This window comes from Pseudomonas sp. GD03903, assembly GCF_029840045.1.
Classification (GTDB): domain Bacteria; phylum Pseudomonadota; class Gammaproteobacteria; order Pseudomonadales; family Pseudomonadaceae; genus Pseudomonas; species Pseudomonas pseudonitroreducens.
In genome coordinates this window covers 39,083-60,806 of sequence record NZ_JAOCBT010000026.1, presented here as the reverse complement: position 1 = coordinate 60,806, position 21,724 = coordinate 39,083, and the positions used below count along the sequence as shown (strand labels likewise).

At 63.4% G+C, this 21,724-nt stretch carries 21 protein-coding genes; 16 read left to right on the top strand and 5 right to left on the bottom strand.

From position 1 onward, the window contains the following. Positions 1–50 precede the first annotated feature (50 nt). The 6 genes from tilS (at position 51) to ispD (ending at position 6,390) form a co-directional block, all read left to right on the top strand. Positions 51–1,364 (top strand): tRNA lysidine(34) synthetase TilS, encoded by a 1,314-nt coding sequence (tilS, locus tag N5C91_RS28120; protein WP_279833570.1) that lies wholly within the window; start codon positions 51–53, stop codon positions 1,362–1,364. A 170-nt stretch (positions 1,365–1,534) separates the two neighbouring features. Next, positions 1,535–3,163: a CTP synthase gene (locus N5C91_RS28115; RefSeq protein WP_026079282.1), complete on the top strand. Its 1,629-nt coding sequence runs from the start codon at positions 1,535–1,537 to the stop codon at positions 3,161–3,163. A gap of 2 nt (positions 3,164–3,165) precedes the next feature. Beyond that, entirely contained in the window at positions 3,166–4,011 is an 846-nt protein-coding gene (gene kdsA, locus N5C91_RS28110) for a 3-deoxy-8-phosphooctulonate synthase (protein ID WP_236173083.1), read from the top strand. Positions 4,012–4,059: 48 nt separating this feature from the next. Beyond that, positions 4,060–5,349 (top strand): phosphopyruvate hydratase, encoded by a 1,290-nt coding sequence (eno, locus tag N5C91_RS28105; protein ID WP_088417964.1) that lies wholly within the window; start codon positions 4,060–4,062, stop codon positions 5,347–5,349. Positions 5,350–5,410: 61 nt separating this feature from the next. Then, complete coding sequence (gene ftsB / locus N5C91_RS28100; protein ID WP_236173082.1) at positions 5,411–5,695, top strand: cell division protein FtsB; 285 nt, start codon at positions 5,411–5,413, stop codon at positions 5,693–5,695. Then, positions 5,692–6,390, top strand: a complete 699-nt coding sequence (gene ispD, locus N5C91_RS28095; protein ID WP_279833565.1) for a 2-C-methyl-D-erythritol 4-phosphate cytidylyltransferase — start codon at positions 5,692–5,694, stop codon at positions 6,388–6,390. Before ftsB ends, ispD begins: the two co-directional genes overlap by 4 nt. A 405-nt stretch (positions 6,391–6,795) precedes the next feature. Here ispD and yedF read toward each other — a convergent pair whose 3' ends face one another. The 3 genes from yedF to N5C91_RS28080 form a co-directional block, all read right to left on the bottom strand. Beyond that, positions 6,796–7,044 carry a sulfurtransferase-like selenium metabolism protein YedF gene (gene yedF / locus N5C91_RS28090; protein ID WP_279833563.1) on the bottom strand — a complete coding sequence of 83 codons (249 nt, stop codon included), beginning with the start codon at positions 7,042–7,044 and terminating at the stop codon, positions 6,796–6,798. Next, positions 7,010–8,236 (bottom strand): selenium metabolism membrane protein YedE/FdhT, encoded by a 1,227-nt coding sequence (yedE, locus tag N5C91_RS28085; RefSeq protein WP_279833561.1) that lies wholly within the window; start codon positions 8,234–8,236, stop codon positions 7,010–7,012. Before yedE ends, yedF begins: the two co-directional genes overlap by 35 nt. A gap of 68 nt (positions 8,237–8,304) precedes the next feature. Further along, positions 8,305–9,198: a LysR substrate-binding domain-containing protein gene (locus tag N5C91_RS28080; RefSeq protein WP_279833560.1), complete on the bottom strand. Its 894-nt coding sequence runs from the start codon at positions 9,196–9,198 to the stop codon at positions 8,305–8,307. 216 nt (positions 9,199–9,414) lie between these two features. Between N5C91_RS28080 and N5C91_RS28075 the strand changes: the two genes are divergently transcribed. The 8 genes from N5C91_RS28075 (at position 9,415) to rpoS (ending at position 16,445) form a co-directional block, all read left to right on the top strand. After that, a complete protein-coding gene (locus N5C91_RS28075; RefSeq protein ID WP_279833558.1) occupies positions 9,415–10,527 on the top strand; it encodes an S-(hydroxymethyl)glutathione dehydrogenase/class III alcohol dehydrogenase in 1,113 nt (370 codons plus the stop codon). Between the two features lie 50 nt (positions 10,528–10,577). Next, positions 10,578–11,429, top strand: a complete 852-nt coding sequence (fghA, locus tag N5C91_RS28070; RefSeq protein WP_279833557.1) for an S-formylglutathione hydrolase — start codon at positions 10,578–10,580, stop codon at positions 11,427–11,429. A 59-nt stretch (positions 11,430–11,488) separates the two neighbouring features. Next, the gene (gene ispF / locus N5C91_RS28065; RefSeq protein ID WP_236173075.1) at positions 11,489–11,962 is read left to right on the top strand and encodes a 2-C-methyl-D-erythritol 2,4-cyclodiphosphate synthase; all 474 of its coding nucleotides are present in this window, start codon (positions 11,489–11,491) and stop codon (positions 11,960–11,962) included. Beyond that, positions 11,959–13,017 (top strand): tRNA pseudouridine(13) synthase TruD, encoded by a 1,059-nt coding sequence (gene truD / locus N5C91_RS28060; RefSeq protein WP_279833554.1) that lies wholly within the window; start codon positions 11,959–11,961, stop codon positions 13,015–13,017. The genes ispF and truD overlap by 4 nt, the downstream gene beginning before the upstream one ends. After that, positions 13,005–13,763: a 5'/3'-nucleotidase SurE gene (gene surE, locus N5C91_RS28055; protein ID WP_236173073.1), complete on the top strand. Its 759-nt coding sequence runs from the start codon at positions 13,005–13,007 to the stop codon at positions 13,761–13,763. The genes truD and surE overlap by 13 nt, the downstream gene beginning before the upstream one ends. A gap of 25 nt (positions 13,764–13,788) precedes the next feature. Beyond that, positions 13,789–14,424, top strand: a complete 636-nt coding sequence (locus N5C91_RS28050; RefSeq protein WP_088418250.1) for a protein-L-isoaspartate(D-aspartate) O-methyltransferase — start codon at positions 13,789–13,791, stop codon at positions 14,422–14,424. Between the two features lie 90 nt (positions 14,425–14,514). Then, complete coding sequence (locus N5C91_RS28045; protein ID WP_279833586.1) at positions 14,515–15,345, top strand: peptidoglycan DD-metalloendopeptidase family protein; 831 nt, start codon at positions 14,515–14,517, stop codon at positions 15,343–15,345. 95 nt (positions 15,346–15,440) lie between these two features. After that, positions 15,441–16,445, top strand: coding sequence for an RNA polymerase sigma factor RpoS (gene rpoS, locus N5C91_RS28040; RefSeq protein ID WP_236173182.1), 1,005 nt, complete (start codon positions 15,441–15,443; stop codon positions 16,443–16,445). A 434-nt stretch (positions 16,446–16,879) separates the two neighbouring features. Here the strand turns inward: rpoS and fdxA are convergent, their stop codons facing one another. Both fdxA and mutS read right to left on the bottom strand, forming a co-directional pair. After that, complete coding sequence (gene fdxA / locus N5C91_RS28035) at positions 16,880–17,203, bottom strand: ferredoxin FdxA (RefSeq protein WP_015476292.1); 324 nt, start codon at positions 17,201–17,203, stop codon at positions 16,880–16,882. Between the two features lie 65 nt (positions 17,204–17,268). Next, positions 17,269–19,848, bottom strand: a complete 2,580-nt coding sequence (mutS, locus tag N5C91_RS28030) for a DNA mismatch repair protein MutS (protein WP_279833552.1) — start codon at positions 19,846–19,848, stop codon at positions 17,269–17,271. 425 nt (positions 19,849–20,273) lie between these two features. On the opposite strand from mutS, the gene N5C91_RS28025 reads away from it, so the two are divergent. Together N5C91_RS28025 and N5C91_RS28020 are read left to right on the top strand one after the other, a co-directional pair. Next, on the top strand, positions 20,274–20,969 hold the full coding sequence (locus N5C91_RS28025) for a CatB-related O-acetyltransferase (RefSeq protein ID WP_279833551.1): 696 nt from the start codon (positions 20,274–20,276) through the stop codon (positions 20,967–20,969). A 168-nt stretch (positions 20,970–21,137) separates the two neighbouring features. Beyond that, complete coding sequence (locus tag N5C91_RS28020; RefSeq protein WP_236173071.1) at positions 21,138–21,650, top strand: CinA family protein; 513 nt, start codon at positions 21,138–21,140, stop codon at positions 21,648–21,650. Positions 21,651–21,724: the final 74 nt, after the last annotated feature.

Sequence of the window (21,724 nt, the reverse complement as noted above, 5' to 3'; positions counted from 1 at the left end):
GCGGGTGACGAGGTATCCTTGCCTCGTCCCCGACCCTGCCGACCTGCGCCATGTCCCTTGAATCACTGCTGCTGAACTTCCTTGCTCCCTGGCGCACCGCGCCGGCGTGGCGCGTGGCTTATTCCGGTGGCCTCGATTCCACCGTCCTCCTGCATCTGCTGGTACAGCTCGCCCGTCGCGAAGCCTTGCCGCCGATATCCGCCATCCATGTCCACCACGGCCTGCAGGCTGTCGCTGATGCCTGGCCGGCGCATTGCCAGCGCTTCTGCAATTCCCTCGGTGTGCCAATACAGTTCGCGCGAGTACAGGTCGATGGTGGCGCCAGCCTCGAGCGTGCGGCGCGCGAGGCGCGTTACCGGGTGTTCGTATCGGCACTGGCCGCAGGTGAGTGCCTGCTGACTGGCCAGCACCGCGACGATCAGGCTGAAACCGTGCTGTTCCGGCTGTTCCGGGGAGCGGGTGTGCGCGGGCTGTCGGGGATGGCGCCGAGCCGTGCGCTGGGCGTTGGCGAGTTGTTGCGCCCGCTCCTGGGCGTCACCCGCCAGCAACTGGAAGCCTATGCCCGCGGCCAGGGCCTGAGCTGGGTGGAGGATCCTTCCAACGCCAGTGACGAGCATGACCGCAACTACCTGCGCAACAACGTCCTTCCGGGTGTCGTTCGGCGTTGGCCCGCAGCTGTCGAAACCATTGCTCGCAGCGCCGAGCACCTGGCGGAAGCCGAGGGGCTGCTGGGTGAGTTGGCGCAGAACGATCTGATCGGCGCCGGTGCGCGGTCCGAGTACATCGGCATGCAGCTTCCCTCACTGGCCCTTGCTGCCCTTGTTGAGTTGAGCGAACCGCGTCAGCGCAACGCGCTGCGGCACTGGCTCGCTCCCCTGGCGCGCCTGCCCGATAGCGCGCATTGGGCTGGCTGGCAGGATTTGCGCGATGCCCGCGAAGACGCTGAGCCAATCTGGCGGCTTGCCGATGGCGAGTTGCGTCGTGCCCATGGCCGGCTCTGGTGGCTGGCCAGCCAGTGGCTGGATTTCGTCCCGCTGAATCAGGTTTGGCATGAGCCGTCGCGGCCACTTTCGCTGCCGGGTAATGGTTCGTTGCGTCTGGAGGGCGAGCCGCCGAGCGGGCCGCTGGAAATCCGCTATCGCCAGGGCGGCGAGGTAATGACGCTGCCTGGGCGTGGTCGACGTGACCTGAAACGGCTGCTCAACGAAGCGGCCATACCCGCCTTCCTGCGTGGCCGTCTGCCATTGCTCTGGCGAGCCGACGAACTGCTCGGTGTAGCGCTGCTGCCGGACCTGCGCGGGGAGCCGGGACAGGGCTGGACCCTGCGCTGGACACCTCCGACGAATGACTCGGGTTTGAGCTGATAGCCGCTTTCCGGTAGACTACGCTCCCGTCTTGTACCGCTCCCGTCGATTCCCCCGGAATCAGCGGGAGTTCGCTATTTTCACGACGAAGTCGTGAGCCGGGTCTTGTACCCGACACCTTCGCTTCCCCGGCGGCCGAGCCGCCTAAACGCTGACATTCAGGGCTTTTCATGACGCGCTACATCTTCGTCACGGGTGGTGTTGTTTCTTCATTGGGGAAAGGCATCGCCTCGGCTTCCTTGGCTGCCATTCTGGAAGCGCGTGGCCTGAAGATCACGATGCTCAAGCTGGACCCCTACATCAACGTCGATCCGGGCACCATGAGCCCGTTCCAGCACGGTGAGGTGTTCGTCACCCACGACGGTGCCGAGACCGACCTCGATCTGGGCCACTATGAGCGTTTCGTTCGTACCACGATGACCCAGAACAACAACTTCACCACCGGTCGCGTCTACATGGACGTGCTGCGCAAGGAGCGCCGTGGTGACTATCTGGGCGCTACCGTGCAGGTGATCCCGCACATCACCGACGAAATCAAGCGTCGCATCATCAAGGGCGCCGGCGATGCCGACGTGGCCCTGGTTGAAGTCGGCGGCACCGTCGGTGATATCGAATCGCAACCTTTCCTCGAGGCCATCCGCCAGCTGCGCGTGGAGATCGGTTCGCGCCGCGCCATGCTGATGCACCTGACGCTGGTCCCGTACATCGCCACTGCCGGCGAGACCAAGACCAAGCCGACCCAGCATTCGGTCAAGGAGCTGCGCTCCATCGGCCTGCAGCCGGACATCCTGGTCTGCCGTTCCGACCATCCGGTGGACGTCTCCTCCCGCCGCAAGATCGCCCTGTTCACCAACGTGGAAGAGCGTGCGGTCATCTCGCTGGAAGACGTCGACACCATCTACCGCATTCCGTCCGTGCTGCATGCCCAGGGCGTCGATGATTTCGTCGTCGAGCGCTTCGGCCTCGAGTGCGGCCCGGCTGACCTGTCCGAGTGGGACCGGGTGGTCGACGCCAAGCTCAATCCCGAGCGTGAAGTCACCATCGCCATGGTCGGCAAGTACATGGAGCTGCTCGACGCCTACAAGTCGCTGATCGAGGCCATGACCCATGCCGGCATCCAGAGCCGCACCAAGGTCAACCTGCGCTACATCGACTCCGAGGACATCGAGCAACAGGGCACCAGCCTGCTCGAAGGCGCCGACGCCATCCTGGTTCCGGGCGGCTTCGGCCTGCGCGGCGTGGAAGGCAAGATCACCGCCGTGCAGTACGCCCGTGAGAACAAGGTTCCGTACCTGGGCATCTGCCTGGGCATGCAGGTGGCTGTCATCGAATACGCCCGCAACGTGCTGGGCTGGACCGATGCCAACTCCACCGAGTTCGACAAGTCCAGCGGCCATCCGGTCGTCGGCCTGATCACCGAATGGCAGGACGCCACCGGCGCCACCGAAGTGCGCACCGAGGCTTCCGACCTGGGCGGCACCATGCGCCTGGGCGCCCAGGAGTGCCTGCTCTCCGCCGGTACCCTGGTGCACGACTGCTACGGCAAGGAAGTGATCGTCGAGCGTCACCGTCACCGTTATGAAGTGAACAACAACCTGCGTCCGCAACTGGAAGCCGCCGGCCTGAAGATCTCCGGCCGCTCCGGCGACGGTGCGCTGGTCGAAGTGGTCGAGGCTCCGGATCATCCGTGGTTCGTCGCCTGCCAGTTCCACCCGGAATTCACTTCCACCCCGCGTGATGGCCACCCGCTGTTCAGCGGCTTCGTCAACGCCGCCCTGAAGCAAGCCGGGAAAGCCTGAACATGACCCAGAAGATCATCCGCGTCGGTGATATCCAGATCGGCAACGACCTGCCGTTCGTGCTGTTCGGCGGCATGAACGTGCTGGAGTCGCGCGACCTGGCGATGCAGGTCTGCGAAGAGTACGTGAAGGTCACCGAGAAGCTCGGTATCCCTTACGTGTTCAAGGCCAGCTTCGACAAGGCCAACCGTTCCTCGATCACCTCGTTCCGTGGTCCGGGCATGGAAGAAGGGCTGAAGATCTTCGAGGAGATCAAGAAGACCTTCAAGGTGCCGGTCATCACCGACGTGCACGAGCCTTACCAGGCCGCTCCGGTGGCCGAGGTCTGCGACATCATCCAGCTGCCGGCCTTCCTGTCGCGGCAGACCGACCTGGTCGTGGCGATGGCCAAGACCAACGCGGTGATCAATATCAAGAAGGCCCAGTTCCTCGCGCCGCAGGAGATGAAACACATCCTGCGCAAGTGCGAGGAAGCGGGTAACGACCAGTTGATCCTCTGCGAGCGTGGCTCCTCCTTCGGGTACAACAACCTGGTGGTGGACATGCTCGGCTTCGGCATCATGAAGCAGTTCGAGTACCCGGTGTTCTTCGACGTGACCCATGCCCTGCAGATGCCGGGCGGTCGCGCCGATTCCGCCGGCGGCCGCCGCGCCCAGGTCACCGACCTGGCCAAGGCCGGCATGAGCCAGGGCCTCGCCGGCCTGTTCCTGGAGGCCCATCCGGACCCCGAGAACGCCAAGTGCGACGGTCCGTGTGCCCTGCGCCTGAACAAGCTCGAACCTTTCCTGTCCCAGCTCAAGCAGTTGGACGACCTGGTGAAGAGTTTCCCCGTAATCGAGACTGCCTGAGTCTCACCAGCCGCCCCGTTTATCTCTATCTTCGGAGTGTTATCAAGAATGGCAAAGATCGTCGACATCAAGGGCCGTGAGGTCCTGGACTCCCGCGGCAACCCGACCGTTGAAGCGGACGTGATCCTGGACAACGGCATCGTCGGCAGCGCTTGCGCACCGTCCGGTGCATCCACCGGTTCCCGCGAGGCTCTCGAACTGCGCGATGGCGACAAGAGCCGTTACCTGGGCAAAGGCGTACTGAAGGCCGTGGCCAACATCAATGGCCCGATCCGCGACCTGCTGCTGGGCAAGGACGCGGCTGACCAGAAAGGTCTGGATCACGCGATGATCGACCTCGACGGCACCGAGAACAAAGGCAAGCTGGGCGCCAACGCGATCCTCGCCGTGTCCCTGGCCGCCGCCAAGGCCGCCGCACAGGCCAAGGGCGTGCCGCTGTACGCGCACATCGCCGACCTGAACGGCACTCCGGGCCAGTACTCCATGCCGGTTCCAATGATGAACATCATCAACGGTGGCGAGCACGCCGATAACAACGTCGACATCCAGGAGTTCATGGTTCAGCCGGTAGGTGCCAAGAACTTCGCCGACGCGCTGCGCATGGGCGCCGAGATCTTCCACCACCTCAAGGCCGTGCTGAAGGCCCGTGGCCTGAACACCGCCGTGGGTGACGAAGGTGGCTTCGCACCGAACCTGGCTTCCAACGAAGACGCCCTGGCTGCCATCGCCGAAGCTGTCGCCAATGCCGGCTACAAGCTGGGCGAAGACGTGACCCTGGCCCTGGACTGCGCCTCCTCCGAGTTCTTCAAGGACGGCCAGTACGACCTCGAAGGCGAAGGCAAGGTATTCAGCGCCGAAGGTTTCGCCGACTACCTGGCCGGCCTGACCCAGCGCTACCCGATCATCTCCATCGAAGATGGTATGGACGAGTCCGATTGGGCTGGCTGGAAAGTCCTGACCGACAAGATCGGCGAGAAGGTGCAACTGGTCGGTGACGACCTGTTCGTCACCAACACCAAGATCCTCAAGCGCGGCATCGACGAGAAGATCGGCAACTCGATCCTGATCAAGTTCAACCAGATCGGCTCGCTGACCGAGACCCTGGAAGCCATCCAGATGGCCAAGGCCGCCGGCTTCACCGCGGTGATCTCGCACCGTTCGGGCGAAACCGAGGACAGCACCATCGCTGACCTGGCCGTCGGTACTGCCGCTGGTCAGATCAAGACCGGTTCGCTGTGCCGCTCCGACCGCGTTTCCAAGTACAACCAGCTGCTGCGCATCGAAGAGCAGCTGGGCGCCAAGGCGCCGTACCGTGGTCGCGCGGAATTCCGCGGCTGATCCTAGTCTGGTACGGTGAAGGGGTGGCAGGAGCCACCCCTTTGCGTATGGAGCTGAAGGTTTGAGGTTACGTAGCCCCTACTGGCTGTTTCTTGTGCTGATCCTGGCGCTGGCCGGCCTGCAGTATCGCCTGTGGGTGGGTGATGGCAGCCTGGCGCAGGTGCGTGAGCTGCAGAAGCAGATCGCCGATCAGCAGGGTGAGAACGAGCGCCTGCTCGAGCGTAACCGCATCCTCGAGGCCGAAGTGGCCGAGCTCAAGAAAGGCACCGAGACCGTCGAGGAGCGTGCCCGTCACGAACTCGGCATGGTCAAGGACAAGGAAACCCTCTACCAGCTCGCGCAATGAACACTCCCGCCTTCTGGGCCGTGATTCCGGCCGCAGGCATCGGTTCGCGGATGCGCGCCGACCGCCCCAAGCAATACCTCGACCTTGCCGGCCGCAGCATTCTCGAGCGCACCCTCGATTGCTTCCTCGGCCATCCCCGCCTGAAAGGGCTGGTAGTCTGCCTGGCTGCCGACGATCCCTGGTGGCCGACCCTGCCAAGCGCTTCCAACGAGCGGATCCAGCGCGCCGATGGTGGCCGCGAACGCGCCGATTCCGTGCTCAACGGCTTGTTGCGCCTCACCGAACTGGGCGCCACGCCGGACGACTGGGTGCTGGTGCACGATGCCGCCCGGCCGAACCTTGCGCGAACCGATCTGGATCGCCTGCTGGACGAGTTGGAATTCGACGCCGTAGGTGGCCTGCTCGGTGTACCCGCGCGCGATACCTTGAAGCGTGTTGGTACTGATGGTCGGGTAGTCGAAACCATCGATCGCAGCGTGGTCTGGCAGGCCTACACTCCGCAGATGTTTCGCCTCGGTGCGCTGCATCGTGCGCTCGCCGATGCGCTGGTGGCCGATGCGGCCATCACCGACGAGGCTTCTGCCATGGAGTGGGCGGGCTATGCGCCGCGCATGGTGGAAGGGCGGGTGGACAATATCAAGGTCACCACTCCGGAAGACCTGCAACGCCTGCAGCGCAACTTCGCCAAGCACTGATTCCTGCTCGCCGGCCCTCGACCGTTCGCGGCATATCCAGCCTCTGTAGGCGCGAGCTTGCTCGCGAACAAAGTTTCCGGCGACTTCAGTGCTGGGCAGGTTCGCGAGCAAGCTCGCTCTTTACCGGCTGCGCGCCGGGCTGGACCGTAGGAGCAACTGTCTTTCTCGGGAAGCCCGTGCCGATGCTTTCCCCTCGCCCCTGCCCTCTCCCAGGGGGAGAGGGAGCTGTCCGTGCCGGCTGTTGCCGGCCTTTCACCCTGCACCGAACGGTCCCCTCTCCCCTGGGGTTAGGGTGAGGGCCGCCCCAAGCGCACAAGCGTCTCGTAGGAGCGGACTTTGTCCGCGATTGGCTTCCGGCGCGATTCGGGCTCATCGCGGGCGGAGCCCGCTCCTACAAAAGCACCCTCAGCCCAGCAGCGGGACCTCGATCAGGAAGCGGAACAGCGCGCCATGCTGTTCAACCGCCAGGCAGTGATAGCCATGGCGCTTGGTGTCTTCCGGAATACCATGCACCGACTGCGAGCAGTCGGTGATCACTTCCAGCAGATCGCCTGGCTTGAGCGTCTCCAGGGTTTCCAGGGTGGCGATGGCGTTGTACGGGCAGTGCTCGCCGCGCAGATCAAGCGACAGCGTCGGCGTCTTGGTTTCGGACATCGTTGGCTTTCCGTTTACGAGTGAAGCGCTGTGCGTTGAGCTGCACCAGCAGCATGCACAGGGCGAGGCCGGCGAAGGTAATCAGCAGGCCGCCGCCGGGGCCGAATTCCTGCAGCAGGTTGAGCTTGGGATAGGGCAGGGCAAGGCTGGTGCCGAGCTGGTCCCAGAACACCGCGACCAGTGTGCCGCCGATCACGTTGCCGACGCCGACCACCCAGAAATGCACCTGGCCTTCCATCGAGCGATACATCCAGCCGGTCTCGCAGCCGCCGGCCAGCACGATGCCGATGCCGAACAGCACGCCGCCGATCACGGCGTTCGGACCCATCCAGAAGATCTTCGGCGGCAGGCCGTTGTGGATCGCCGCGAAGGTGCCGACACAAGCAGCAGCCATGCCCAGCAGGATGCCGAATGCTGCCTGGGTCCGGCCGGTGGTCCAGAGATCGCGCGCGGCGCTGGTGAAGCAGATCTGCGCGCGTTCGATCAGGCCGCCGAACAGCAGGCCGAACAGGCAGGCCATGCCCAGCACCAGGGAGACCTCGAAGCGCCAGGCGGCGAACAGCGCAGCGATCGCCAGCACGCCCAGGCCCAGGCGCCACTGCAGTCTGGCGCGATGAGCCAGGGCTTCGGCACTCGGCAGGGCGGCGGCCTTGCCGCCAACCTTCAGCGGAATACGCAGGAACGGCAGCAGGCTGATCTTCACGCCGAACCAGGCGCCGATTACCGTCGAGAACATGAAGGCCCAGGCGTGCACCGAGAACATCGGGATACCGGTGAAGAAAGCCGCCAGGTTGCAACCCATCGCCAGGCGCGCGCCGAATCCGGCGATCACCCCGCCGATAAGGCCCTGCAGCAGGCGGCGCTTGCTGGTAGGCCAGCGCAGGCTGACGTTGCCGGCCCAGAGCGCGCAGGCCAGCGCGCCGAGGAACATGCCAATGATCATCACGCCATCGACACGATCCAGCGGCGTGCCCTGCAGGCCGATGATCTTGAAGTAGCTCCATTCCTGGGGCTGCAGGCCGAACCAGGACAGCACGTGGCCGCCCCAGCGAGTGAATTCACCGGTCACCGCCCAGAAGGTGCCGGTCATGGCGAAGTAGTAAGCCGAGATGACGCCCAGGGCGACCAGGGTCGGCAATGGCGACCAGAAGCGCAGCAAATAGCGCTCGCGGAAGGAAGAAAGGGCTGACATGTCGTCGTCCTTGATCCGAAGGGTGGGAAACCGCCCATTCTAGCCAAGGCCTCGTCCGCGCGCTTGCTTCAGGGCAATGCGGCGGGCTGCAGGAACTGCAGGCCTTGCTTGAGATGATCCACCAGTTGACGGACCTTGGGCGACAGGTGTCGCTGCTGTGGATACAGCGCCCAGACCCCGGTATTGGGCGGTCGATGTGCATCCAGCAGGGATATCAGGCTGCCGCTGCGCAAGTGCTCCAGCACGTAGTAATCCGGCAATTGGCACAAACCGAAGCCACGCAACGCGGCGTCCAGCACCGCCTGGCCACTGTTGCAGCGCCAGTTGCCTTGCACCCGGTGCTGGGTTTCCCGGCCATCCTCGAGAAAACTCCACTGGTCGCTGCTGCCCACCAGGCAATTGTGCTGTGCCAGCTCGCCGGTACCCTGTGGCGTGCCGTGGCGTGCGAGGTACTCCGGCGTGGCACAGAGGTACATCACCCGCGGCGCCAGCCGCGTCGCCACCAGCCGCGAATCACTGAGGCGGCCGAGGCGGATCGCCAGGTCGAAACCTTCGTGAAGCAGGTCGAGCTGGCGGTTGGAGAGTTCGATCTCTACCCGCAGTTGTGGGAACTGCGCCATGAACTCATTGACCAGCGGCACCACGAATCGCTCGCCGTAGGCGACCGCACAAGTCATGCGTAACAGCCCCTTGGGTTCGGCGGACAAGTCGCTGACTGCGCGCAGGGCTTCTTCCCGCGCGTCCTGCAGGCGTCGGCAATGCTGCAGGAAGGTCTGGCCGGCTTCGCTGAGCGTGACTTTGCGGGTGTTGCGGTAGAGCAGGCGGGTCTGCAGTCGCTCTTCCAGTCGTGCGACCTGGCGGCTGACGTGGGACGAAGACACCCCGAGGCGCTCGGCGGCGGCGGTGAACTGACCTGTTTCGGCGACGGCGACGAATTCGTCCAGCCCTTCCCAGCGATGCATCTGGATTGTCCCTGTATGGCAATAATGTTTTGATTATTGCCTGATTATTCCCTGAAACAGGGTTTTCTACACTTCCAAGGCTTTGGGGTGCGCTTCTTACATGCCGTCCCGAACGCTCCCCGACGTGGCCCCGGCCCGTCCCGGTTTCTCGGCCAGCGCGCCGAATCCGTCCGCCACAGGCGGGCGTTGTCGTTTCCTTTGTTCAGGAGTTTCCCGATGATCAAGTCCCGTGCCGCCGTCGCCTTCGCCCCCAACCAGCCGTTGGAAATCGTCGAAGTGGATGTGGCGCCGCCGCAGAAGGGGGAGGTGCTGGTGCGTATCGTTGCCACCGGCGTCTGTCACACCGACGCATACACCCTGTCCGGCCAGGACTCCGAGGGCGTGTTCCCGTGCATCCTGGGGCACGAGGGTGGCGGCATCGTCGAGGCAGTGGGTGAGGGCGTGACATCGCTGAAGGTCGGTGATCACGTGATCCCGCTGTACACCGCCGAATGCCGTGAGTGCAAGTTCTGCAAATCCGGCAAGACCAATCTCTGCCAGGCCGTGCGCGCCACCCAGGGCAAGGGCCTGATGCCCGATGGCACCAGCCGCTTTTCCTACAAGGGCGAGCCGATCTACCACTATATGGGCTGCTCGACTTTCTCCGAGTACACCGTGCTGCCGGAAATCTCCCTGGCGAAGATTCCTGAGGAAGCTCCGCTGGAAAAGGTCTGCCTGCTCGGCTGCGGCGTCACTACCGGCATCGGCGCTGTGCTGAATACCGCCAAGGTGGAAGAAGGCGCTACCGTCGCCATCTTCGGCCTGGGCGGCATCGGCCTGGCGGCGATCATCGGTGCGAAAATGGCCAAGGCTTCGCGCATCATTGCGGTGGACATCAACCCGGCGAAGTTCGATATCGCCAAGGAACTGGGTGCTACCGATTTCGTCAATCCGAAGGACCATCAGAAGCCGATCCAGGAAGTGATCGTCGAAATGACGGATGGCGGCGTGGACTATTCCTTTGAGTGTGTGGGCAACGTCCAGTTGATGCGTGCGGCGCTGGAGTGCTGCCACAAGGGCTGGGGCGAATCCACCATCATCGGCGTCGCTGGCGCCGGCCAGGAAATCAGTACGCGTCCGTTCCAGCTGGTCACCGGTCGCGTCTGGCGCGGTTCCGCCTTTGGCGGCGTGAAGGGCCGCACCGAGCTGCCGAGCTATGTGGAGAAGGCGCAGAAGGGCGAGATTCCGCTGGATACCTTCATCACCCACACCATGGGCCTGGAGAAGATCAACGAAGCCTTCGACCTGATGCACGAAGGCAAGAGCATCCGCTCCGTCATCCATTACTGATCGCGTGGCCGGGGCTTCGTGGCCCCGGCTTCACGGAAAAGGAGGACTCCATGACGGATTCCATCGAACTGATCAGCAGCCAGAAAAGCTTTGGCGGCTGGCACCAGCGTTACCGCCACCGTTCCGAAACCCTCGGCTGCGAGATGGTATTCGCGGTCTACCTGCCGCCCCAGGCCGAGCCTGAAGCGGGCTTGCCGGTACTGTACTGGCTGTCCGGCCTGACCTGCACCGACGAGAATTTCATGCAGAAGGCCGGCGCTCAGCGCATGGCTGCCGAGCTGGGACTGGTGATCGTCGCGCCGGACACCAGCCCGCGCGGGCCGGAAGTGCCGGGTGACCCGGATGGTGCGTGGGATTTCGGTCTCGGTGCGGGCTTCTACGTCAACGCCACCCAGGAGCCCTGGGCGCGGCACTACCGCATGCACGATTACGTGGTGCAGGAACTGCCGGCGCTGATCGAGGCGAACTTCCCGGTTTCCCGCAAGCGCGGCATCAGCGGGCACTCCATGGGTGGCCATGGTGCCCTGATCTGCGCCCTGCGCAATCCGGGGCGTTACCTGTCATTGTCGGCCTTCGCGCCGATCACTCATCCGAGCGACTGTCCGTGGGGCCAGAAGGCACTGGGCCGTTTCCTGGGAGAGGACCCGGCCGCCTGGCGCGAATGGGATGCCGTGGAGCTGCTGGCGGGTGCCGTAGAGCGCCTGCCGATACTGGTGGATCAGGGCGATCGCGACGACTTCCTCGCCGTCCAGCTCAAGCCCGAAGCCTTGCACGAAGCCGCCGCTGCGGTCGGTCACCCGCTGCAACTGCGCCTGCAGCCTGGCTACGACCACAGTTATTACTTCATTGCGAGCTTCATCGAAGATCACCTGCGCCACCACGCCGCAGCGCTCTGTGGCTGACACCCTCGGTGCGGTGATCCGGTAGAATCGACGCCCTGACATCTACAGGGCGTTTTTTCATGCGTATCGGACATGGTTACGACGTGCACCGCTTCGGCGAGGGCGATTTCATCACCCTTGGCGGCGTGCGTATTCCCCACAAGTTCGGGCTGATTGCCCACTCCGACGGCGACGTGCTGTTGCACGCGCTCGCCGATGCCTTGCTGGGCGCCTGCGCGCTGGGCGATATCGGCAAGCACTTCCCCGACACCGACCCGCAGTTCAAGGGGGCCGACAGTCGCGCCTTGCTGCGCCACGTGCTGTCGCTGGTGGAAGCCAAGGGCTGGAAAGTGGAAAACGTCGATACCACCATCATCGCCCAGGCGCCGAAGATGGCGCCGCACATCCAGAGCATGCGCGAGGCCATCGCCGCCGACCTGAAGGTTGAGCTGGAGCAGGTCAATGTCAAGGCCACCACCACCGAGAAGCTTGGCTTCACCGGCCGTGAAGAGGGCATTGCGGTCCACGCCGTCGCTTTGCTGGGGCGCGCATGACCGAGTTGGAACTGCTGGGCCCGCGCGCCCATGGCGATGCTTGCGGAAGCGCTGTGCTCAAGGCAGTGGCGGAAGACTTCCAGGTCGACGAAGTGCTGGACATCCCGCTCTCCGGTGATGGCGAACACCTCTGGCTGTGGGTCGAGAAGCGTGGCCTGAACACCGAGGAAGCCGCCCGCCGTCTGGCGCGCGCTGCCGGTGTGCCGGTAAAGATGATCAGCTACGCCGGGCTCAAGGACCGCCAGGCGCTGACCCGCCAGTGGTTCAGCCTGCACCTGCCTGGCAAGTCCGATCCGGACCTGGCCGCCGCCGAGGACGACAGCCTGCGTATTCTCGAACGCAACCGCCACCGCCGCAAACTGCAGCGGGGCGCGCATTCGGCCAACGGCTTCACCTTGCGCCTGACTGAGTTGAAGGCGGATCACGAACAGCTCGAGGCGCGCTTGAAAGCGATCACGGCCCTGGGCGTACCGAACTACTTCGGCACCCAGCGCTTCGGCCATGACGGTGGCAACGTCTTTGACGCCCGGGGCTTCGCCGAGCGCGGCAAGCTGCCGGAACATCGCAACATGCGTTCGCGGTTGCTTTCGGCGGCGCGTAGCTACGTTTTCAACCAGGTACTGGCACGCCGCGTGGCAGAAGGAACCTGGAACCAGGCGCAGGTCGGCGATCTGCTGGCGTTCACCGACAGCCGCAGTTTCTTCCCCGCTGGCGAAGCAGAATGTTCTGATCCACGCCTCGCGGCGCTGGATCTGCATCCCACCGGGCCGATGTGGGGCGAGGGCGATTCCCCGGCGACGAACCATCCCGGAGACATGGAGCGCGCTGTCCAGCAGGCTGAGATGGCGCTTTGCCAGTGGCTCGCCGGTGCGGACATGGCGCACGAACGGCGCATTCTGCGCCTCCCCATCCCGGGCCTTACATGGCATTATCCCGCCCCTGACATTCTGCAACTGGAATTCGTCCTGCCGGCTGGCTGCTTCGCCACCGTGGTAGTGCGCGAGCTGATCGACCTCGTGCCGGCAGGGCAGACGGAAAGCCCATGCGCATATTGATTGCCAACGACGACGGGGTCACTGCACCCGGTATCGCCGCGCTTCACGACGCGCTGTCCGATTATGCGGACTGCATCGTGATCGCCCCGGAAGCCGATCGTAGCGGAGCGAGTAGTTCGCTGACGCTGGATCGGCCGCTGCATCCCCATCGCCTGGGCAATGGTTTCATCAGCCTCAACGGTACCCCGACCGACTGCGTGCACCTGGGCCTCAACGGCCTGCTCGAAGAAGTGCCGGAAATGGTCGTCTCGGGTATCAACCTCGGTGCCAACCTGGGCGATGACGTGCTCTATTCGGGTACCGTTGCAGCGGCCCTGGAGGGGCGCTTCCTGTCCCGCCCGGCCTTCGCCTTCTCGTTGTGCTCGCGCCTGACGGACAATCTGCCGGCCGCGATGCACTTCGCCCGCCTGCTGGTGGAGTCCCACGAGAAGCTCGACCTGCCGCCGCGCACCGTGCTCAACGTGAATATCCCCAACCTGCCGCTGGAGCGCATCAAGGGCATCCAGATGACTCGCCTGGGGCACCGTGCTCGTGCCAAACCGCCGGTCAAGGTGGTCAATCCGCGCGGCAAGGAAGGCTACTGGATTGCCGCTGCCGGCGATGCCGAAGACGGCGGCGAGGGCACTGATTTCCACGCCGTCATGCAAGGCTACGTGTCGATTACGCCGCTGCAGATGGACCGGACCTTCCGGGAGGCGTTCAATGTCCTTGGCGACTGGCTCGGAGGGCTCGACCATGGCCAATGAATTGTCGCGCCGCGGCGGCATCGGCATGACCTCCCAGCGTACCCGTGAGCGGCTGATCCAGCGTCTGTACGAAGAGGGCCTGTCCAACGCCCACGTACTCGAAGTGATCCGCCGTACACCGCGTCACCTGTTCGTCGACGAGGCGTTGTCGCACCGCGCCTATGAAGACACCGCGCTGCCCATCGGGCACAACCAGACCATCTCGCAGCCCTTCATGGTGGCGCGGATGACCGAATTGCTGCTGGCCGCCGGCCCGCTGGACAAGGTGCTGGAGATCGGCACCGGCTCTGGCTACCAGACCGCCGTATTGTCGCAGCTGGTGGAGCGGGTGTTCTCCGTCGAGCGCATCCAGGCCCTGCAGGACCGCGCCAAGGAACGACTTGCGGAGCTAAACCTGAGAAATGTTGTCTTTCGTTGGGGCGATGGCTGGGAAGGCTGGCCCGCCCTGGCGCCTTACAACGGCATCATCGTCACTGCGGCAGCGGCCGAGGTCCCGCAGGCATTGCTGGACCAGTTGGCGCCAGGGGGGCGACTGGTAATTCCGGTCGGTGGCGGCGAGGTGCAGCAGCTGATGCTGATTGTCCGCACCGAGGATGGCTTCCAGCGCCAGGTGCTGGACTCCGTACGCTTCGTACCGCTGCTCAACGGTCCGCTAGGCTGAGAGCAAGCGGGCAAGACTGCGGTAACTGCCGGCCAGTGAGGCTGGACGTCAATTCATGGATAAGGGGGATGGGTGAGCTTGACAGCGACCCTGTATCAACGGAACTGGATCAAGGGCCTGGGCCACGCTGTGGTGGCGATTGCCGTCTGTTCCCTGCTGGCGGCCTGTTCTTCGACTTCGCGCAGCACCACGACCGTGGTGGACCGCAACGCCCAGCAGAAGCCGACTGTCACCAGCGGCCAGTACGTGGTGCGTCCCGGTGACACGCTCTATTCCATCGCTTTCCGTTACGGCTGGGACTGGAAAGCCCTTGCCGCGCGCAACAACATCTCGGCGCCGTACACCATTCGCCCGGGTCAGGCCATCCGCTTCGATGGCGGCTCGTCGACAACGCCATCCGTCGCGAAAAACACAACGCCTGTCGCTCCGGTAGTCGTCAACAAACCGACATCCACGCCTGCGACCGCCAGCAAACCGACCACTCCCGTCGTTACTACTCCCGCGCAGCCGCCCGCCACTGGCGGAACTCCGGCAGTGGCAGGAGGGGCTGCGGGGGGCTGGATATGGCCAACCAATGGCACTCTGATTGGGCGTTTTGCATCAAACGGCAGTTTGAATAAAGGGATTGATATAGGCGGGCAATTGGGCCAGCCTGTCCTGGCTGCGTCTAATGGCACGGTGGTGTACGCCGGTAGTGGTTTGCGGGGCTACGGCGAACTCGTGATCATCAAGCACAGTGATACCTACGTAAGCGCCTACGGTCACAACCGGAGGTTGCTGGTGCGGGAAGGGCAGCAGGTCAAAGTCGGGCAGAACATTGCCGAGATGGGCTCCACAGGGACTGACCGGGTGAAGCTGCACTTTGAGATTCGCCGCCAGGGTAAACCTGTAGATCCGCTGCAATACCTGCCAAGTCGTTGATGCTGGCTGTTCCCCTGCGTGGGTGAGCGGGCCTAGGTGTCCTAAGGATAAGGACGCACCTGGGCTTGTTGTCGAACTCAGCAAGGGATAACGACATGGCACTTAAAAAAGAAGGGCCGGAGTTTGACGTAGATGATGAAGTGCTCCTGCTGGAGCCTGGCATCATCCTTGAAGAGTCGCTTGCCGAAGAGCAGGTATCGCTTCGAGTCACTCCTAAAGCCACCTCACTCTCCTCTCTCAAGCAACACAAGCACATCGACTACAGCCGCGCGCTCGACGCGACCCAGCTGTATCTGAATGAAATCGGTTTCTCGCCGCTCCTGACTCCGGAAGAGGAAGTCCACTTTGCGCGTCTCGCGCAGAAGGGCGACCCAGCCGGTCGGCGGCGAATGATCGAAAGTAACCTGCGTCTGGTGGTGAAGATCGCGCGACGTTACGTCAACCGCGGCCTCTCCCTGCTCGACCTGATCGAAGAGGGTAACCTCGGGCTGATCCGCGCGGTGGAGAAATTCGATCCCGAGCGTGGTTTCCGCTTCTCCACCTACGCAACCTGGTGGATTCGTCAGACCATCGAACGGGCCATCATGAACCAGACCCGCACCATCCGTTTGCCGATCCACGTGGTGAAGGAGCTCAACGTCTATCTGCGGGCTGCTCGCGAGCTGACCCACAAGCTGGACCACGAGCCGTCGCCCGAGGAAATCGCCAATCTGCTCGAGAAGCCGGTCGACGAGGTGAAGCGGATGCTCGGTCTGAACGAGCGGGTCACTTCGGTGGATGTCTCTCTCGGTCCGGATTCGGACAAGACCCTTCTCGATACCTTGACCGATGACCGTCCCACCGACCCCTGTGAGCTACTGCAGGACGACGATCTCAGCGAGAGCATCGACCTGTGGCTGTCGGAACTGACCGACAAGCAGCGCGAGGTGGTGATTCGCCGCTTTGGTCTGCGCGGCCACGAAAGCAGCACCCTGGAGGAGGTCGGCCAGGAAATCGGTCTGACCCGCGAGCGGGTCCGGCAGATTCAGGTCGAAGCCCTCAAGCGTCTGCGTGAGATCCTCGAGAAGAATGGCCTGTCGAGCGACGCACTGTTCCAGTAGCGCGCTGGCCGACAATAAAAGAGCCCGGATGATTCCGGGCTTTTTTATGCGTCGCGATGTAAGCATTCGCTTACACAGTGTGTGAGTGTTCAGCTTGAAATGTCGCCAGCCTCGGCGACTAGTATCTATATCATGTTGTTTTTTAAGGATTTTATTTTATATCGGAGGCGCGGAGATGGTCGGGTGCGCGGAAGTGACCCAGTTGCCGTGGCACGGCAGGCGGGTAATATCACCCCTGCGTACACGGAAAGACGCAGGCCGGTAAGGATGTCGGCCAGGACCCACCGCAGGAAGCGGTTCATCAGGACGATGAAGAAGGGAAGAAAGAGTGGGCGGGTTATCCCGCCCCTTTTTTTGCCCGCAGAAAAGTGAAATCCCAGATGCAGAAAGGCCCGCACCAGGCGGGCCTTTTCTATTTCTGGAGGCAGTAGAACTCAGCGCTCCAGGTACTGCATCTTGTTCGGCTTGCCATCCCACTCTTCGGCGTCCGGCAGGGAATCCTTCTTCTCGGTGATGTTCGGCCATACATCGGCCAGATCCTTGTTCAGCTCGATGAACTCCTGCATACCATCCGGGACTTCGTCTTCGGAGAAGATCGCCTGTGCCGGACATTCCGGTTCGCACAGGGCGCAGTCGATGCACTCATCCGGGTGGATGACCAGGAAGTTCGGGCCTTCGTAGAAGCAGTCCACCGGGCATACTTCCACGCAGTCGGTGTATTTGCACTTGATGCAGTTGTCGGTGACGACGAAGGTCATTTCTAATTTTCTCCTCAGGCGGGCGGCTAAGCGCGCGCGATTCTAGCAGCTTGTCCCGCGGTCCGTCAGACCCGCATCTTCCATGCATATAACAATTCGAGAGCTTGACGCGGTGTCAGGTCATCAGGGCTGACACGCATCAGCTCTTCGACGATCGGATGCGGCAGGCTGGCGAACAGGTCACTTTGCAGTGGTGCCGGGCTTTTCGGGTCGGTCGAGCGTGGTGACTCGTGGGGTAGGCTGGTGGTTTCCAGGCGGGACAGATGCTCGCGGGCGCGCTGAATTACCGCACCCGGTACGCCTGCCAGTTGCGCCACTGCCAGGCCGTAACTCTGGCTGGCCGGGCCGGGCAGAACGTGGTGCAGGAAGACGATGCGCTCGTTGTGCTCGGTGGCGTTCAGGTGAACGTTGGCCACTGCCGGTTCGCTTTCGGGGAGAACGGTCAGCTCGAAATAGTGAGTTGCGAACAGGGTAAAGGCACGCAGCTTCGCCAGATGCTCGGCGGCGGACCAGGCGAGCGACAGTCCGTCGAAGGTGCTGGTGCCACGGCCCACTTCGTCCATCAGCACCAGGCTGCGGTCGCTGGCGTTGTGCAGAATATTCGCGGTTTCACTCATTTCCACCATGAAGGTGGAGCGGCCGCCGGCAAGGTCGTCGGAGGAGCCGATGCGGGTGAAGATGCGGTCCACCAGGGACAGCTCACAGCGTGCGGCCGGGACGAAACTGCCGATATGTGCCAGCAGCACGATAAGCGCTGTTTGCCGCATATAGGTCGATTTACCGCCCATGTTCGGACCAGTAATCACCAACATGCGGGTGTCTTCGTCGAGGTTCAGGTCGTTGGCGACGAAGGGCGTATTCAGTACTTGCTCGACCACCGGGTGGCGGCCCTGCTCGATGAGAATGCCGGACTCTTCGACGAAGCGGGGGCGGTTCAGGTCGAGATTCAGTGCACGTTCGGCGAGGTTGGCCAGCACGTCCAGTTCGGCCAGTGCGGCAGCCGTGTCCTGCAGTGGCGCCAGTTGGCCGATCAGCAGTTCCAGCAGTTCTTCGTAGAGTTGCTTCTCACGGGCGAGGGCGCGGCTCTGGGCCGATAGCGCCTTGTCCTCGAAAGCCTTCAGCTCCGGCGTGATGAAGCGCTCAGCGCCCTTCAGGGTCTGGCGGCGGATGTAGTCAGCGGGAGCCTGTTCGGCCTGCACGCGGGGCAGTTCGATGTAGTAACCGTGGATGCGGTTGTAGCCAACCTTCAGGTTCGGCAGGCCAGTACGAGCCTTTTCGCGGGTTTCCAGGTCCATCAGGTACTGGCCGGCGTTCTCGCTGAGCATCTGCAGCTCGTCCAGCTCGGCGTCGTAGCCGCGGGCGATGACGCCGCCGTCTCGGATCACCGCTGGCGGGTTCTCGATCACGGCCCGGGCCAGCAGGTCGGCCAGCTCCGGGTAGGTGCGGATGCTGCTGGCCAGTTCGCCCAGGTGCGGGGCTTCGAGTTCAAGCATGCCGTTCTGCAGTTGCGGCAGCGCGGCGAGGGCGTCGCGCAGTCGGGCGAGATCACGCGGGCGGGCGTTGCGCAGGCCGATTCGGGCAAGGATCCGCTCGACATCGCCGATTTCCTTCAGCTGTGGCTGGAGGGTCTCGAAGCGGTAGCGCTCCAGCAAGCAGGCGATGGAGTCCTGGCGGGCTTCGAGGACGGCGCGGTCGCGCAATGGGCGATTCAGCCAGCGGGTCAGCAGGCGGCTGCCCATGGCGGTCTGGCAGCGATCGACTACCGATTGCAGGGTATTGTCGCGGCCGCCGGCAAGGTTGGTATCCAGTTCCAGGTTGCGGCGGCTGGCGCCATCGAGGATCACGGTGTCGTCGATGCGCTCATGACGCAGGCTGCGCAGGTGCGGCAGGGCGGTACGCTGGGTTTCCTTGGCGTAGGTCAGCAGGCAGCCCGCGGCACCAATGGCCAGTGTCAGTTCCTGGCAGCCGAAGCCCTTGAGGTCCTGCACGCCGAATTGCTGGCACAGGCTCTTTTTCGCCGTGTCGCGATCGAAGTCCCAGGGCGCGCGGCGATGCGAGCCACGGCGTTTCTCCGCCGGCAGGCCCTGGGGCCAGTCGTCGGGGATCAGCAGCTCGGCGGGATTCAGGCGCTCCAGCTCGGCCAGCAGGGTTTCCCAGCCTTTTATTTCCTGGACGTTGAAACGGCCGCTGGTGATGTCCAGCACGGCCAGGCCGAACAGGCGCTCATCGCCCAGCACGGCGGCAATCAGGTTGTCGCGGCGCTCGTCGAGCAGCGCTTCGTCGCTGACTGTACCGGGAGTCAGGATGCGTACGACCTGGCGCTCCACTGGCCCCTTGCTGGTGGCCGGATCACCGATCTGTTCGCAGATCACTACCGATTCGCCGAGCTTCACCAGCTTGGCCAGGTAGCCCTCTGCAGAATGGAAGGGGATGCCGGCCATGGGAATGGAATTGCCGGCGGACTGCCCGCGTGCGGTCAGGGTGATGTCCAGCAGCTTGGCGGCCTTCTTGGCGTCCTCGTAGAACAGCTCGTAGAAGTCGCCCATGCGATAGAACATCAGTTGGTCCGGGTGCTGGTTCTTCAGCCTCCAGTACTGCTGCATCATCGGGGTATGGCTGGATAGGTCGATTTTTTCGTGCTGCATCAGTGAGTTAGGCGCTTGTGCATGAATGTATGGGGTGCAGAGATGGCGGGCCGATGGCCTTGCCGAATGGCTTTGACGTCCGGTGCTTGCATCCATTCGCACAGTACTGGCCATTCTCGGTAGGCTCAGGCCTGGCAGATTCGTCTGCATCGAGATGGGCGCAAGGTTATCACGTGCGGGGGGCTGGCCTGCCAGGCAACGTGAACATCCGGCTTGCTGCCGGTAAAGGCTGCTGGTGGATGATTGTCTGGGGCCAAGGGGGCGCACAGGGATACATGGGACAGTGATGTCAATATGGTTACCAAGTTGACACAAACTGAATAAGATGCGGCGCAAACAGCAATCCAGAACGACTATTTCCGGCCATGGATAACGCATCCACCCTATCCCGCACCCATCTGAGCGAACCAATGACGCAAGCGCAAATGCTGACCTACCTGGCAACTGCCAGGACAGCAGTGAGCGTCAGACTGCTGCGGCTGCTGCTTGGCCCCAAGGCAGCGAAAAAGCGAACGGCGACCTTGACCAAGCGCCTGGTGCGGAAGCTGCCGAAGGTCGAGAGGGGGAGGGCCGAGTTCCTGGCGCGCTACCCTCGCTACGAGGTGGGGCCGGGCACTTATGGGATGCCGATCATTCAGTCCTACAAGGGTGACCCGCACTTGCGCATCGGCGCGTACACCTCGATAGCCGGGACTGCCAGGATCCTGCTGGGTGGGCGCCACCGTGCCGACTGGATGACCAGCTATCCCTTCAATGTGTTCGAACCCACCCTGACGCATATCGAGGATGGTTGTGGCCAGGGCGATGACGTGATCATCGGGAATGACGTCTGGCTTTGTACCGCCTCCACGATTCTGGGCGGAGTCACCATTGGTGATGGTGCTGTGGTTGCCGCCGGGGCGGTGGTGACCAGGGATGTGCCTGCCTACGCGATTGTTGCCGGCGTCCCCGCCAAGGTCGTCAGCTGGCGTTTCCCCGAGGAAGTACGCGCCGGATTGCAGGAGTTGGCCTGGTGGAACTGGCCCTACGCGAAAATCGTGAAGCATGGTGCCGAGCTTTGCCAAGGGGAGTTTGGCACGCTGCTGGCGGCAGCACGTGGCGAAGGGCTGGGCGAGACCTGATAGGCATCTCTTGATGCACCGGCGAGCTGTTGGTTCGGGCGTCCGTACACAACGTTCCCGGCGATGATGAGTGGATCGTCGTAGCCTGGATTCCGGGCGTTTGTCTTCAACTGGGCAAAACTCCTGGTGTACGGTATCCGCCTGGTCTCATTGATCCCGGAGCGCCCTGTGCCCGTTACCGACTCCCTCATTACCGATCTCTCGGCGCGCTTGGGTGCCCGGCTTGCTGCCAACGGCCTGCGCGTTACGACTGCCGAATCCTGCACGGGGGGCGGGATTGCCGAAGCAATCACGCGCATCTCCGGCAGTTCGGCCTGGTTCGAAGCAGGCTATGTCACCTACTCCAACCGTCAGAAAACACATCAGCTGGATGTGCCGGCAGGGTTGTTCCCGAAGGTCGGTGCAGTGAGCCGCGAAGTGGTTGAGGCCATGGTTGCCGGCGCCTTGCCTCGCAGTGGGGCGGATATTGCCGTAGCCGTCAGCGGTATTGCCGGACCGGACGGCGGTTCTGCCGAGAAGCCGGTGGGCACCGTCTGGCTGGCCTGGAGGAAAGGAGAACAGGTGTTCAGCGAACGGCGTCTGTATGCCGGTGATCGGGAAGCTGTACGCCGGCAGACCGTGGCAACCGCTCTGGAAGGGCTGTTGCGACTGGCGGACGGGGAAAATCCGCTTCAGGGGTAGGCGAGCGGCTTGCCCTGTGGAATAATACTGTCTACTTATACAGTTGTTCGTGGCCGCCCGGCCGCCTGACTTCG